At 36.6% G+C, this 14,189-nt stretch carries 13 protein-coding genes and 1 pseudogene; 6 read left to right on the forward strand and 8 right to left on the reverse strand.

The features are described from left to right. Nucleotides 1-82 precede the first annotated feature (82 nt). Nucleotides 83-2,032: a hypothetical protein gene (locus GAB14E_RS01800; RefSeq protein WP_156115800.1), complete on the reverse strand. Its 1,950-nt coding sequence runs from the start codon at nt 2,030-2,032 to the stop codon at nt 83-85. 614 nt (nt 2,033-2,646) lie between these two features. Continuing rightward, on the reverse strand, nt 2,647-3,084 hold the full coding sequence (locus tag GAB14E_RS01795; protein WP_033084333.1) for a plastocyanin/azurin family copper-binding protein: 438 nt from the start codon (nt 3,082-3,084) through the stop codon (nt 2,647-2,649). 407 nt (nt 3,085-3,491) lie between these two features. On the opposite strand from GAB14E_RS01795, the gene GAB14E_RS24310 reads away from it, so the two are divergent. Then, complete coding sequence (locus GAB14E_RS24310) at nt 3,492-3,992, forward strand: hypothetical protein (protein WP_052094092.1); 501 nt, start codon at nt 3,492-3,494, stop codon at nt 3,990-3,992. Nucleotides 3,993-4,063: 71 nt separating this feature from the next. Further along, entirely contained in the window at nt 4,064-4,483 is a 420-nt protein-coding gene (locus GAB14E_RS01790) for a hypothetical protein (RefSeq protein ID WP_033084334.1), read from the forward strand. 54 nt (nt 4,484-4,537) lie between these two features. On the opposite strand, the gene GAB14E_RS01785 is transcribed toward GAB14E_RS01790, so the two are convergent. Then, nucleotides 4,538-5,308 (reverse strand): alpha/beta hydrolase, encoded by a 771-nt coding sequence (locus tag GAB14E_RS01785; protein ID WP_156115801.1) that lies wholly within the window; start codon nt 5,306-5,308, stop codon nt 4,538-4,540. A 267-nt stretch (nt 5,309-5,575) separates the two neighbouring features. On the opposite strand from GAB14E_RS01785, the gene GAB14E_RS01780 reads away from it, so the two are divergent. The 3 genes and pseudogenes from GAB14E_RS01780 (at nt 5,576) to ribA (ending at nt 7,753) form a co-directional block, all read left to right on the forward strand. Continuing rightward, nucleotides 5,576-6,211 carry an SGNH/GDSL hydrolase family protein gene (locus GAB14E_RS01780; RefSeq protein WP_033084336.1) on the forward strand — a complete coding sequence of 212 codons (636 nt, stop codon included), beginning with the start codon at nt 5,576-5,578 and terminating at the stop codon, nt 6,209-6,211. A gap of 492 nt (nt 6,212-6,703) precedes the next feature. Continuing rightward, nucleotides 6,704-7,126, forward strand: a pseudogene (locus GAB14E_RS25610) (NADAR family protein); the annotation flags it as partial. Next, nucleotides 7,115-7,753: a GTP cyclohydrolase II gene (gene ribA / locus GAB14E_RS25615; protein ID WP_052094103.1), complete on the forward strand. Its 639-nt coding sequence runs from the start codon at nt 7,115-7,117 to the stop codon at nt 7,751-7,753. The pseudogene GAB14E_RS25610 and the gene ribA, both read left to right, overlap by 12 nt. A gap of 381 nt (nt 7,754-8,134) precedes the next feature. On the opposite strand, the gene GAB14E_RS01775 is transcribed toward ribA, so the two are convergent. Together GAB14E_RS01775 and GAB14E_RS01770 are read right to left on the reverse strand one after the other, a co-directional pair. Beyond that, entirely contained in the window at nt 8,135-8,893 is a 759-nt protein-coding gene (locus GAB14E_RS01775; RefSeq protein WP_197061251.1) for a substrate-binding periplasmic protein, read from the reverse strand. 124 nt (nt 8,894-9,017) lie between these two features. Continuing rightward, on the reverse strand, nt 9,018-9,893 hold the full coding sequence (locus GAB14E_RS01770) for a CPBP family intramembrane glutamic endopeptidase (RefSeq protein ID WP_033084338.1): 876 nt from the start codon (nt 9,891-9,893) through the stop codon (nt 9,018-9,020). A 186-nt stretch (nt 9,894-10,079) separates the two neighbouring features. Here GAB14E_RS01770 and GAB14E_RS01765 point away from each other — a divergent pair, with 186 nt between their 5' ends. Then, nucleotides 10,080-10,484, forward strand: a complete 405-nt coding sequence (locus tag GAB14E_RS01765; protein WP_033084339.1) for a hypothetical protein — start codon at nt 10,080-10,082, stop codon at nt 10,482-10,484. 888 nt (nt 10,485-11,372) lie between these two features. On the opposite strand, the gene GAB14E_RS01760 is transcribed toward GAB14E_RS01765, so the two are convergent. The 3 genes from GAB14E_RS01760 to sucC form a co-directional block, all read right to left on the reverse strand. Beyond that, the gene (locus tag GAB14E_RS01760; protein WP_033084340.1) at nt 11,373-11,882 is read right to left on the reverse strand and encodes an HNH endonuclease; all 510 of its coding nucleotides are present in this window, start codon (nt 11,880-11,882) and stop codon (nt 11,373-11,375) included. A gap of 92 nt (nt 11,883-11,974) precedes the next feature. Continuing rightward, nucleotides 11,975-12,847, reverse strand: a complete 873-nt coding sequence (sucD, locus tag GAB14E_RS01755) for a succinate--CoA ligase subunit alpha (RefSeq protein ID WP_033084341.1) — start codon at nt 12,845-12,847, stop codon at nt 11,975-11,977. Next, nucleotides 12,847-14,013 carry an ADP-forming succinate--CoA ligase subunit beta gene (gene sucC, locus GAB14E_RS01750; protein WP_033084342.1) on the reverse strand — a complete coding sequence of 389 codons (1,167 nt, stop codon included), beginning with the start codon at nt 14,011-14,013 and terminating at the stop codon, nt 12,847-12,849. Before sucC ends, sucD begins: the two co-directional genes overlap by 1 nt. Between the last annotated feature and the right edge of the window lie 176 nt (nt 14,014-14,189).

Consider the following 14,189-nt stretch of genomic DNA (forward strand, 5'->3'; position numbering starts at 1 on the left):
AATATTTAGTAAACCACATAAAGTAAAAGCCGCAATTGCGGCTTTTACTTATCATTTCACAGGGTAAACTACTTACCAAATACTACTGTACTGGAATGGTAATGGTACCTGTTGAAACTTCACCTGTTTTAGTTTCTAAAGAATAATCGAAGCTGATACTATTAGTTTCAGTACTCGTATTATCTGAAATATATACCCAAGTATTAAATCGATAAACCTTTTGAGTTTCTATTTGAGCTGACTTCATTATAACCGGTCTATAAAATGCTTGATTAATTACCGATTCATTTTCAGCTAAGTGAACAATACCTACATCTGCTGCATTTATTATCCCATCGACAACCACACTATATTCTTGAAAATCAACTGATGAAATTCCATTTCTGATGACAGACGTTTGACGTAACGTTAACTTCTGTAACGCATTAATATTCAATGGAAAATATAGCTGGGCGTAATTACTCCAGTTATTAGGGTTAGCAACATCACCTGCCGAATTATTAGCAATAATCGCAACACCATTAGTGGTGTAGTTTTCATTGTCTAATTTAATATCTGCCGCGGAAAAAATGCCATCGGAATTGGCATTAATTTGAAAGGTTAACTCATCATTGTATATATCAGCCTTCTCAAGCGTGGCTTTATTCATCACCGACTTGATATTGTAGTGATATGAATCAGCAATGGTCAACGGAGTCAATGGCGTTACAGTTAAACGTGTATCGTTTAAGCTCAGCGCAAAAGTAACAGGAAAAGATATACCACCAGTAATTAAAGTTGTTCCTGCAGAAATTTGATCATTTTCATCTGCATCCCCCTTTAACACAGTAAAAGCGTGGTCATTGGTTAATAATATATTTTCAACGTCAATTGCTATCCCTTGAGAATAAAAGACACTAAAACTAGAATCTACTAAGTTAACATCAGCAGCAGCAAGCACAACTTCAACTGCTGTTTCGCTTTCAATAATTGCTTGTGGAGCAAGTGCAAAATTGATCACTTCAGTCATTGGAATAACAACACAGCAGTTATTATAAACGCCGTTTTTAACAATACGTAAATTACCATCGTCTAACTTACTGACAGTAAAAGCACTACTTTGATATTTATTACCATTATTAATAAAAGCGGGTAATTGAAGACTAAGGCTATCTTTGATTTGTGTACGAATTACATATTGGTTAGTTGACTCATCATAAGTACTATCAACAACACTGTCCTCTCTATAAAAAGTTGCGCCAAGCAGAGGCTGCGCCGTTTCATCGACTAAGGAAAGTCTTATCTCAAGGTCTGAAGCAGCGTGCACTTCATTAATATAAACTGTTGAGAACTCTTTTGTGTTTGCAGAGCCTATGTATAAATCACGACCGCGTAAAAGATTATTAAGTTCGGGTAAATAATCGACCTCACCGTCTTTATCAATATCTAAGTTAGCACGAATACTGGTATCGATAAATTTTGGTAAGGTAATGGTGTAGATACCCGTATCCGCATTAAATGTTGATACATGCTGATACTTATAAGCCGATGAATTAGTACCTGAGTGCGAAAAAGCAACAAACTCTAATGTAGTTAAAGCACTACTTTTTTCATTGTCTATAACAGAAATTTCAACATCAACTGATTCAGAAACAGCAAAATTACCAAAGTCATCAACGCTATCTTTGCTACCATAGAAAGTTTGGGTAAAGAAAGTTCTTGCAAGGAATTGATTATCCGGACTAGAAATTATGATATCTATATCTGAAGATTGAGGTAAACCCGTTAATTCAAAGTCACCATTGGTAACTTCAAAATTTGAAATGAGCTCTGTAGAGCCAACTTTCACAGTTATTAATGCGTTATCTACAGGTTTTAAATCAAGGGCATCAACAACGACACCTTTGATAGTCATTTTATTATCTTCGGTGATAATTTGAGTTTGATTATCAATTAATGCTTGAATATCGGAGTTGTCGTTGTCTTCCACTTCCAAACAACCATTTAACAGCACTATGGCTAGGAGCGACGTGGCAAGATTTGAATACTTCAATTTTTCTTCCTTTTTTAATAATAAAGCAAAGGAAGTAAGCAATATAAGGTAACGCACTCCTTTACATGGTAATACCAATTAACACTGATAAAAATCGGAATGGATTTTACCCAATACATCAAGAATGCACAAGTATTCATGAACTTAAAAATATTGATATATATTAATACTTTCTAAATATTAGATTTATTAAAAGGTGTATCTTCATCACCTCAATTAGATAATGATTTGTTGCTTTAAGAAGCAAAGGTTCCCTACTTAATCTCATGAGTCGGCAATAACTCCACTCTCATTAATCGACATCTCCGTAAAACTTTTCAAATATTGCATTAACTCATCAAAGAAAATTCAATTATTTAAGGTTACCCATAAACTATTGATTAGCTCTGTTATCTCTTAATTTTGCTAGATTTCAACATTAAATAAAACAAGGACAAAAGATTTTAGGGAGGCACTATAGTGATTTCTTGAATTTAGGGATATTCAATAAAAGTAGTCCTAGACGAATAAAATCGACTATCTAGGACATAGGTTAGTAACTCTAAAGCTCAGCCATAAGGACAATTTTTCTTTAGCAATATTACTCAACTTTGGCTTAAATCAGTGATTGATTACTAACTTTTAATCTTTGCAATTACAGCCGTTACACGCTCTTTATTCATAACTACACCCGCCTGTAAGGTTTGCCACTGCGCTTTAACATCATCTATATTGACTGCATTACCCACTTGGATAACGCCGAGCATACCCAGAGCGAAATGTGGTGTACATTTATATAGGTAAGCGCCTTCTTGTTTGAATTCTACCACTGCAGCTTTTCCCATAGGAGTATTAAACGTAACCCCCCCTTTTGGACTAACTAAAGATTGAGCATTGTGGGATGCATCAGAGGGAATGAAACGCACAGTATCACCTTGCTCTATTTTTAAAAAATTAGGCTCCATGATCATAGTTTGACCGCTTGCATCTGTTGTTAATAATTTTACTTGGTGTTCTTTGGCCGCGAGTACAGTAGGCATTAATAATACCAAGGCAAGAATTAGTTTTTTCATTTTGTTCTTCTTTAGGTTGTTTATGAGTCACAGATGATAACAATTCTCATTATCGATAACAATGACGTTTAAGTACAAATATATGCACAGGTTATGAATCATATTCACGAAGAAGCAAATAGCTCTATCACATCTTTTAGTAAGCTAATCGGCAAGCACTACGGCAACAATATGCCACTTAGCGGATCAATGTTGTTAACTGAACAACTACTAACCTTAAATGAGGCGTAAGATAGTTTAAATAATCAACTAACTATTTACTTAGATCTCCTATAGCCATGTATTTATCAATGCTTAACTTTATTTTACTGTCTCGGTAATCTCCCCCTAAGTACTGGCACAAAATATGCTCTGTGAATATTATTAAGCGTAAAACACCTTAAAATATAAGCAAAGGACGCCTTATTATGATGATTAACAGTAATTATGCTCAACAGGTAGAGCGAGCAAAAAATGATAATGCATTAATAGTTAATTTTGAAAATAACTCTCCTGCAGTACAAGCTACTCCTGGTGAAAAAGATACCTTAACATTATCCGATAAAGCCCTAGCCATGATGAGCGGTAATAAAATTAAAGAAGTAGTCCCAATTTATGTAAGACCCCAAACTGCAAGGGCGTTATTAGCTGAAAGTGAAGAAATCAACTCAAAAAAAACGAATGTCAACAAAGAGCAGCAAGTTGTTGATAAAGGTTTTAGCCAAATAATGCAAAATATTTTGGATCAACGATTGGGTGTCGACCGTGAAAGACTTGCAGAGCTAGAAGCCATGATGGAAGAAATTGGCAACAACGAAAATATGAGCTCCGAAGAAAAAGCAGCGGCCTTAGAGAAATTGGCTGAGATGAGAGAAAAGATAATTGAAGAAAGTAGAGATATTCGAGAAATAGTGCAACAAAAAGATTAATCTTTTATCGGCTCACGTTAACATTAACTAATGGCTAATGCTTTTATCTTTATTTATATTTGAGCTAATGGGTGTCATATTTATATGAAAAAAATAAAAGCTTCTTTAAAACCCCTGATGCAGACCTAGAGTCTCATTTATCAAAATACTTACTTAAGTCTCATAAAGAAGACTTGCTTGCCGCGAAAGAGATAACGGCAGATATCACTGATTGGAGTTTTGCCGATTTATATGGTTCAACCAGAAGCTATGGTGGTAGTGTTTCAAATAACTCGGCAGCATTAATAGACGCATTTGTTGCTCTACCGGGTGCAGGTGTTTCATTTACGAATTCAGGTGCATTTAATGGCCAAATCAGTAACATTTCTCCTTTGCAAAGATTATCACCTAAACACCGTAGCCATTTAATGGAAATTTTAAGGGTAAGAGAAATAAAGAAAGGAAGCGTGACTGTTCAGGACTTAGAGGATACTGAAGAACAGGGTAAATAAGCCCTTATTCATTATCAGCCCTAACACCTGCAATTCGCTTTAAAACAAAAACCGCTAATAAGGCGGTTTTTTATTTTGCTTAAAAAAAGTGACTAACAAATCATCTAACAGAGGCTGCCAGTTATCCCAATTATGGCCAAAACGAACAACCTTATAGTTAACATCGTGGCCATTGCTGACTAAGACGTTTTTGAAATGTCTAATGGCAGATAAGTTATCATTTTTTCTACCTCCAGAAATAAACACTTTAAGTTTTTTAATATCGGCTTGCTCGTATGAGTTCGATACGATTTTTAAGAACTTAGTATTGGCTGGAGACAACATAGCAATACCGCCAAAAACATGTGACGCCCCGCGGCCAAAACACGCCGCATTTAGACCGCCAAATGAAACACCCGCAATAACTCTACTCTCTCTAGTTGACATGACAGAATAGTCTTCTTCAACGCTAGGCATTAATTCATTAACAAAAAAACCTAAATATTTAGCATTACAAAAAAACTCCTGATTGCGTCTGTTATTCCTTAAATCTTCAGGGTTTCGGCTATCAATAAATACAACAACAATAGGTTTTATTTTTCCTTGATTAATTTCGTTATTGATAACCTTAATAATGTTCCCGTATTTAATAAACCATTGGCCATCAACAACATACAAAGTCGAAACTTTTATGTTTTTATCAGAAATCTCAGGAAGATAAACTCTATAATGCAACGAGTAACCTAAGGTTTTACTTTTAAAGAGCATATTAGGCGATAACGAGCCATTGGCATGGCTATATTCAGTACCGAGAAAGGACAACAATATTAGTACAAAAATACGCATTATAAGTTTTGTAATCACAAGGAGTGTTAATAGTAAATATAATGGAGATAAAGATATATAGAAACTAAAAACCGATAATGAATGGCTGTTATTAACAACTGCCAAGTGTATTTTAATTATCAAGTCACTAACCAAACAACTTGTTTGTAAATTTTCTGTGAGGCCGCTACTTTGCTTTCATGTAAAATATAAAAGACATAAGCTAACTGAAATTATCTTCATTAGTATGCTAGCATTACAACTTATTTAGCTGTTCCTGCGATTTAAATGAAAAATATACTTTGTTTTGGTGACTCAAATACTTGGGGCTACACACCTATTACCGGCGAGAGATATGAACGAAGTAACCGCTGGCCTGGTGCTTTACATAACTTCCTTGGCAAGCTATTTCACATTTATGAAGAAGGTTTATGTGGCAGAACCATTGCTAACAACATTGAGGGTAGAGCTCCACGTAGTGGTAAAGAGATATTGCCGGTATTACTTGAAAGTCACCAACCTCTTGATTTAGTCATTGTTGCACTAGGTACTAATGATCTTATGCATAGTTTTGCTCATTCAGCAAAAGGCATTGCCGAAAACATGAAAGAGTTATGCCTTTTAATCAGCGATAACCAATTTATTACACAACATCAACCCAAGACAAAAATACTGATAATATCCCCGCCGCATTTAGCTGCTTTACCAGCAGAAGATCAACTGCTATTTCAATATGGAGTTGAGAAGTCAAAACAATTAGCCGCTCACTATCAACATATTGCCCAGGAACTCGGCATTGCTTTCCTCGATGCACAAACCATTATTCAAACAACTGATTTAGACGGTATTCACTGGACAGTCGAACAACAAAAGCAACTTGCACGAGCGTTGAGCTTTAAAGTTAAGAGCTTATTAACCGATTAACACTGCGCCAAAAAAGATTTCTACTCTAACCACAGGTTACTGACAGTTGTCAAAATGACAATTTCATCACTGAAATGGCCTATGAATATTTCACTTTTCTCTGTCCCGTTAATTTATTTTCATGTCGTTTTGATGATACACAAAACACTTCAATTTTATTTAATTTAACCTGAACTCTGGATAATGAGTGCTTGATGTTTAAATAAATACAAAAACTTGCGGTTATCAAAAATAAAATTTACCAGATTAAATAGCTATATACTCTATCAATATTTCAATTTATTCGATTATCAAGGCAAAACGTTTATGAATAATGGGTTATTTATCGACGTTTTAACGCTAAGAATGGGATAAAGGGGAATATTGAGCCAATGCTGCTTATCCATAGTTCAGGTTAATTTATACTGAACCCGTATATTTTCTATTATTGTTTTTTATTTTTCTTTTAAGCTTCTACACTTAACTGGTGTAATATCGAACAAGGAAGATGTCATGAGTAAAGATATTTGGTTTTATGAACCTTTTAATGCCGATGGATATTTATCCAATTTTGCTAATTACCCCATAAACTTCGAACAACAAGTATGGCAAACCAGTGAACATTGCTATCAAGCAAGTAAATTCACAGATACCAAAATAATTAATCAAATTAAAAAGTCGAAAACACCTAAAGAAACATTTGAGCTAAGCCGAAAATTTTCTGCTCAAGTACGTGATGACTGGCTTGAAATCCGCTACCAACGCATGCTCGACATTGTCAGCGCTAAGTTCGCCCAGCATACTCGACTCGCCTATTACTTAGTTGCCACTGAAGATAAAATCATCAAAGAGCACTCTCATAAAGATGATTACTGGGGTGATGGCGGTGATGGCCATGGCAAAAATGCTCTGGGTAAAATATTAATGCAGGTCAGAGAAGAGCTCAAACAAACCGCACGTTTTTCATTATTACGTTATTCAGAATCAACCAAATTACCAACCCAATATGGTGAGTTTAAAATGCACGGTTTTTTTGAACCAAACACAGGTAAAGAACACGTGGCATTAAGTTTAGGTAACTGGCAACAAGATGAAGCTGTTTTACTTCGTATCCACTCAGAGTGCTTAACTGGTGATGCATTTTCCAGTTTACGTTGTGACTGCGGAGCACAGCTACAGTTTGCCATGAAAAAAATTGCCGAAAATGGCTCAGGTCTTCTTATATACCTTCGCCAAGAAGGCAGAGGCATAGGTTTACTCAACAAAATAAAAGCTTACAACTTGCAAGATAGAGGCGCTGATACTGTAGAAGCTAATGTTTTATTAGGATTTGAATCCGACCAACGCAGCTACTTCTTTTGCAAGGGTATATTTGAATTTTTTAACATAAATACAGTTAATGTAATGACAAATAACCCACTTAAGTTACAAGCACTTGATGAAATAGGTATCAAGGTAAATAAACGCGTACCGTTAAATGATGGCCATAACAGTCATAATAAACATTATCTCACCACTAAGAAAAACAAAATGGGTCATATATTAACTATTGAAGATGTGTAACTTGTGCGTATAAATAATGACTTTTAAGTTGTCGCTGTGATCGTGTATAGCCAAAAGTAAAGACCGTTCTTCTTTTCAAGAGCGGCTAATGCAACTAGGTATTTAATAGAAACTTTATGCGATTACAGGTTTTTGTATAATCGACCTTCACAGTTACGATTACACACAAGGGTTGCTATGTTAAGTAAAATACGAGAGGTTAATAATCACGGTTAATGTTTATATCTGTTAAATCCCCTATAATTATCAAGGTTGATGACAAGCTAATAAAATAAATAACTCTGATGAATTTTCGGGATTACGGCTCTGAACTTGACAACTTTATTAAAAAATTACTGCCCGTGTGAGTTTAGATATGATGAGGTTTATCTTTTATCGCCACTACCCACGAGATTGCGCTTTCAATAGCTGCTGCTCGGTGTGTTTAAAGCTATCAAATAGCATATTGCGCGCCTTTATAACTTCAGGATGTTTTAAGGCTTGCTGTAAGGCAAGTTTACTCTTTTTGTCGGTGCCTAATGTTAATGTTAGATATAACCCCTGACTGCCAAATCCTGCTTCATCAAATACCGCGAGCTGCTCTAGCATATTTAATTCGTAACCTAGGGACTCTAATTTCCCCGAAACGGCAAAAGTAGTACCAACAAAGCGGTCAACACGGCCTTTAATCAGTGCATTTAATGCTTGGGTTGAATTAAGGAACTCAAACACATTATCAGGATGAAAGTATGATCTGATTCCTTTAGCTTTATGAGAGTTTCTCTCCATTGAAACCCGAAGAATCATATTTCTCGGGTCAATAGCATTTCTTTTTTTCCAAATATATTGCTGCCCGGCATATACCGTGGTTAGCCAAATAAAATTATCTATGCGCTGCGGAGTTTTAGAAATAGATAGGATGAGCTTATTGGGTAGCTTAGCATCTTTAATTATGATCCTCGCCCAAGGTTTCGCAGTAAAGCGAGCTGGGATTTGTGCATGTTTTATTAACTTTTTTGCAAAATCATAAACAGGCCCATAACCTTTCCCATTATGATCAACCATTTGAAATGGTGGGTTATGCTCAAAAATAACTTCTAAGGTTTTAGCCTCTAATGACAAAGATAAAATTGGTAAAACAAATAATATAATGTTAAGCATTCTACGCCACGAACGTTTATCAATAGTTAAGTATAATATGAAATCTTTATGAACCCCTGCCATGTTCTCGAGGTTACCTTAGTGATAACCTCGAGAAAATGGCGTTTCTCCTTTTAAATTAGAGCTAAGCCTTAAGTAAAGGGTATGTAAATAAATATAGATGAATCATGTTCAAACAGAAATGGATTAAAATCGCATACCAAAGTTTACCTGTCTTTAGATAAACAAAGCCGTATAAAAAACCTGCCAAGGTAGCGACAAATACATAACTAAAACCGCCCGAAAAATGTGCAATACCAAACAGAAAACTAGCAACAATAAGCCCTGCCATAGGGTTAAATAATTGTACTAATTTATTCTGGATTACCCCTCTAAAGAATACCTCTTCAATAACACAGGTTAGTAATAAATTATTTAACGCAAACAGCCACCACCAGCTTGGTAACTTAGGCTCAATAGTAATTAATGACAGGAAAGTGGCTAAGCTAAAGATCACCAATAAAGTAGCCGATATCACAGTAATAACATGCAGTTTAGTTTCTATTTTAAATAGTCTAATTTTTTTATTATTCATCAACACTGTCGGATACAATATCAAAAGAACAAATAGAATCATCGGTTTATCAAAATTAAGATACATTGTAAAAGGCATACTGTTGATACTTTTTTCTACATTATATAATACTGGTAAGTTATTAAAGCCCGGTAATAAGTGCGCAGCCAATGCAATACAGCATATGAAAATTAACACTGTAATGACCGTTTTAATGCCTTGATTCCACGCATTTTTTGAGGGCATATTTGCAAAATAAGCCAGAGTAAATAACAGTGTAACTACGCCAAGACCTACCAAGTCTATCGCGTTATAAAGCAGTCCGCTCACTAGAGTACAAAGTAAACCAAAAGGCCATAACTTAGGCTTTACAAAAGCTGCTACTAAGGTGATTACTAAGAATAGCCATGGGTATACTGCAGGGAAAATATCTTGTGTTAAAAGCATAGAATAGATCATTAATGTAAATTTTAGCTAAGTTAACATAATGTTAACTTAGCTAAAATGATTTAATAACAATAACATCACGGTGATAGCCTCAGGGATTGTAATTTGAGTTACCATGTACTGTTTATAAAACAACCAGAACCATCTATAATAAACATTGAGTTTAGCTAACTAGGAAACCTTACAATGAATGCTGTGAATTCAACTGCGTCTAATTATGTGGGTCTAGTACAAAAAGCGGTTACAAGGAATACAGTCCATCAAGTTGTTGATGCGAAACAATCTGGTACGCCAATAAACAAAGAAGAGATTAAAGAGTCAAACCAAGAAATTAAAGATAAATCGGTTCAAGCGGGAATTTCTGTTTATCAAGCTAATTTAAAGAAGCAAACTGTAGATACCTATATTCAGTCAACTGAAAAAGCCAATGACATATACGGTACTGATTCATCAGACTCCACAGATACTGAGATTAACAGTTTTGATGCTCAAGCCGTTAACGATGCGCGTTCAACCGTTCACAAACGAGCCATTGGAATATCAGTATATGAACAAGTGCAATCGACTAAAGACGATAAACAAACATTATAATATCTTCCTTTCCGATGGGGCATAACGTGCCTCCCTTCTTCCCTATTAGCCAAAATTTAGCAGAACATTCAATAACAAACGAAGCCTGAGGCTAGGTTATCTTGGTGATAACTTCGAGAGCACGGAGTTTGATTTTCTGCTTGGCGTCGCGGTGGCGACTACACCCAAAGGGAGTCTGCCTCCGGCCTCCCCTTGGAACCCCACGGAGTCCCTACTCAGTGAAAACATGAATAACCATTTTGAGTTTACAGTCAATACCTGCGTTTATTACTCAACAAAAGTCGTCCATGAAAAGCGGCAGTCTTCGCCATCAGGACAATATGCTCCTGCATTGTCTAATAAATCACATCCATGTGACGTCATGGCTCAGCTTGACTGACACTTTTCAAAATGGCCATTCATTCACTGAGATGGGAGTTAGAATACTTGGCACTGATTGATTGACTAATTTCTGTTATCCTCGTGGTGGGTTAGTCGAGGATCCATAGACCTAAAAACTAGATTACCGATTAGACACTTCGGGAATGACAACTTCAAATTCCAATGTCTAACAGCACAAGCACCTACCCCATCAACAAACTTCAAGCCTGCTTTAATCAAGTGCCTAAATGAAAGGCAATATTCACGTATGTTCATCATGACGGTACAGGATGTACCTTATTAGACAATGCAGGAGCATATTGTCCTGATGATGAACAAAGCGATGTAGGCACATGGATGTGCCTTCATTACTGTTACGTCGAAGATATTGCTTTGAATGGAGGATTACACTTGATTAGCAGCGACGGGAGAGTCCAGAGAGGGTTCGTCGTTCAACCCTCTTTGGGTGTCGTCGCCACAGCGACAATATATGAGAAAAAAACTTAGGTATAGTACTAATGAAAAAACTTACTTTAAAAGTTTCTTTATGCCATCTTGTGCTTGTTTGTAACGTAAGTTTATTAGTGTCATGGCAACTTGACCAACATCCTCATAGAGATTGTCTGCAAACTCATGTAGATTTAACGAGGGGTCATAATTTTTTGATAGAACAAAATCTAATATTTTTCGCTCTCTTGATTGAAAGTTAACTCCAGCTTTAACTTCTAAGAAACCTCTCCAAGGCTTTTGTTGCTTTTCATTATTACAGGGCTGACAACAAGGAACTACGTTTCCCCATGCGTGCAAACCTAAAGTAGATTTATTCATTGGTATTAAGTGATCTTGTGACAATGACTTGCGATTGATAATTTCTCCACAAAAACAGCATTGATTCTCAAAGTAATCTAATAACTCATCTTTTTGCGCTATTTTTGGACCGAAAGGCTCAAAACCTCGTTCTTCATCATAGAACTTGCCTACATTTTGTAAAAAGATTCTAATTGCACTATTGGAGATATCTGATTTACTTCTAGCCATAACTTTCCCTACTGACATATAAACAAAAAACCCGCATTCTCTATTAGAAAATACGGGTTTTTATTAAGATTTACAAGCTGTAAGCTACTAGCTTACCATCCTGTTTTCTCTTTAAGTGCTGAGCCAATTTCAGCTAAAGAACGTACAGTTTTAACACCGGCCGCTTCTAGTGCTGCAAATTTCTCATCAGCTGTACCTTTACCACCGGCGATAATCGCGCCAGCGTGACCCATACGCTTACCTTCTGGTGCAGTAACACCAGCAATGTAAGATACTACAGGTTTAGTAACGTTAGCTTTGATATATTCCGCAGCTTCTTCTTCAGCAGTTCCGCCAATTTCACCAATCATTACGATTGCTTCAGTTTGTGGATCGTTTTGGAACATTTCCAATACGTCGATGAAGTTAGTACCTGGAATTGGATCACCACCAATACCTACACAAGTAGATTGGCCGAAACCAAAATCAGTAGTTTGTTTAACGGCTTCGTACGTAAGCGTACCAGAACGTGAAACAATACCAACTTTACCTGGTAAATGGATGTGACCTGGCATGATACCAATCTTAGTCTCGCCCGGCGTGATAACACCTGGACAGTTAGGACCGATCATACGAACGCCAGTTTGGTTAAGCTTAGCTTTAACGTCAACCATATCTAAAGTTGGAATACCTTCAGTAATAGTGATGATAATTTTAATGCCCGCATCGATAGCTTCTAAGATTGCATCTTTACAGAATGGAGCTGGAACGTAGATAACTGTAGCTGTTGCGCCAGTTGCTTCTACTGCTTCACGTACTGTGTTGAATACTGGTAAACCAAGATGCGTTTGACCGCCTTTACCTGGGCTTACGCCACCAACCATTTGTGTACCGTAATCAATAGCTTGTTCTGAATGGAAAGTACCTTGACCACCAGTGAAACCTTGACAGATAACTTTAGTATCTTTATTAATTAATACAGACATTATTTGCCCTCCGCAGCAGCTACAACTTTTTCTGCAGCATCAGTTAATGATTCAGCAGCAATGATGTCTAAGCCAGAGTTTTTAAGAACTTCACGACCTAATTCAGCATTTGTACCTTCTAAACGTACAACTACAGGTACTTTAACGCCAACTTCTTTAACAGCGCCAATAATACCTTCAGCAATCATGTCACAACGAACGATGCCACCAAAGATGTTAACTAAAACAGCTTTAACGTTTTCGTCAGATAAAATGATTTTGAATGCTTCAGAAACACGTTCTTTGTTTGCTCCGCCGCCAACATCTAGGAAGTTAGCTGGCTTGCCGCCGTGTAAATTAACGATATCCATAGTACCCATTGCTAGGCCTGCACCGTTAACCATACAACCTACAGTACCATCAAGAGCTACATAGTTAAGCTCCCATTGTGCTGCATGTGCTTCACGTTCATCTTCTTGAGATGGATCATGGAAAGCGCGCATTTTAGGTTGACGGTAGATAGCATTGCCATCGATACCAATTTTTCCGTCTAAACAGTGAAGATTACCTTCGTCAGTAATTACTAACGGGTTGATTTCAAGTAATGCGAAATCACAATCTTCAAACATTTTAGCAAGACCCATGAAGATCTTAACAAACTGCTTCATTTGCGTAGCGTTTAAGCCTAATTTGAAACCTAATTCGCGTGCTTGGTAAGGTTGAGCGCCAACTAGTGGGTCAATCTCTGCTTGGTGAATTAATTCAGGAGTCTCTTCAGCAATCTTTTCAATGTCAACACCGCCTTCGGTAGATGCCATGAAAACAACTTTTTGTGAAGCTCTGTCAACAACAGCGCCAAGATATAACTCGTTAGCGATGTCAGTACAGCTTTCAACTAAAATTTTAGCTACTGGCTGACCATTAGCGTCTGTTTGATAAGTAACTAAGTTCTTACCTAACCATTGTTGTGCGAAGTCTTTGATTTCTTCTTTAGACTTAACTAGCTTAACACCGCCAGCTTTACCACGGCCGCCCGCGTGTACTTGAGTTTTAACAACCCACATATCGCCGCCGATTTTATCAGCCGCTTCTGCAGCTTCTTGAGGTGTATCGCAAGCGAAACCTTCAGAAACTGGTAAACCATATTCAGCGAATAATTGTTTCGCTTGATACTCATGCAAATTCATGGTGTTTTATCCATTTATCTGTAAATAATGACAGTCAATTGCACTTCAAAGAAATACTTAAAGTCTGCCCGTGAAAAGTATCCCGATTATAGTACAAATGCTCTAGTGACGGTAGTCATAAGAGCTAATACTATAGTCGAGTACCAAATTTTTATAGCTTGATTTTTTACTTAGAA

This window comes from Colwellia psychrerythraea, from assembly GCF_000764185.1.
In the GTDB taxonomy this organism is placed as follows: Bacteria; Pseudomonadota; Gammaproteobacteria; order Enterobacterales; family Alteromonadaceae; genus Colwellia; species Colwellia psychrerythraea_B.

What these genes read in the sequence shown, in the direction of transcription:
- GAB14E_RS01795 (WP_033084333.1), bottom strand. Translation starts at nt 3,084, where the DNA reads ATGAAAAAACTAATTCTTGCCTTGGTATTATTAATGCCTACTGTACTC.
- GAB14E_RS24310 (WP_052094092.1), top strand. Translation starts at nt 3,492, where the DNA reads ATGATGATTAACAGTAATTATGCTCAACAGGTAGAGCGAGCAAAAAAT.
- GAB14E_RS01785 (WP_156115801.1), bottom strand. Translation starts at nt 5,308, where the DNA reads ATGCGTATTTTTGTACTAATATTGTTGTCCTTTCTCGGTACTGAATAT.
- GAB14E_RS01780 (WP_033084336.1), top strand. Translation starts at nt 5,576, where the DNA reads ATGAAAAATATACTTTGTTTTGGTGACTCAAATACTTGGGGCTACACA.
- ribA (WP_052094103.1), top strand. Translation starts at nt 7,115, where the DNA reads ATGCAGGTCAGAGAAGAGCTCAAACAAACCGCACGTTTTTCATTATTA.
- GAB14E_RS01775 (WP_197061251.1), bottom strand. Translation starts at nt 8,893, where the DNA reads ATGCTTAACATTATATTATTTGTTTTACCAATTTTATCTTTGTCATTA.
- GAB14E_RS01770 (WP_033084338.1), bottom strand. Translation starts at nt 9,893, where the DNA reads ATGCTTTTAACACAAGATATTTTCCCTGCAGTATACCCATGGCTATTC.
- GAB14E_RS01765 (WP_033084339.1), top strand. Translation starts at nt 10,080, where the DNA reads ATGAATGCTGTGAATTCAACTGCGTCTAATTATGTGGGTCTAGTACAA.
- GAB14E_RS01760 (WP_033084340.1), bottom strand. Translation starts at nt 11,882, where the DNA reads ATGGCTAGAAGTAAATCAGATATCTCCAATAGTGCAATTAGAATCTTT.
- sucD (WP_033084341.1), bottom strand. Translation starts at nt 12,847, where the DNA reads ATGTCTGTATTAATTAATAAAGATACTAAAGTTATCTGTCAAGGTTTC.
- sucC (WP_033084342.1), bottom strand. Translation starts at nt 14,013, where the DNA reads ATGAATTTGCATGAGTATCAAGCGAAACAATTATTCGCTGAATATGGT.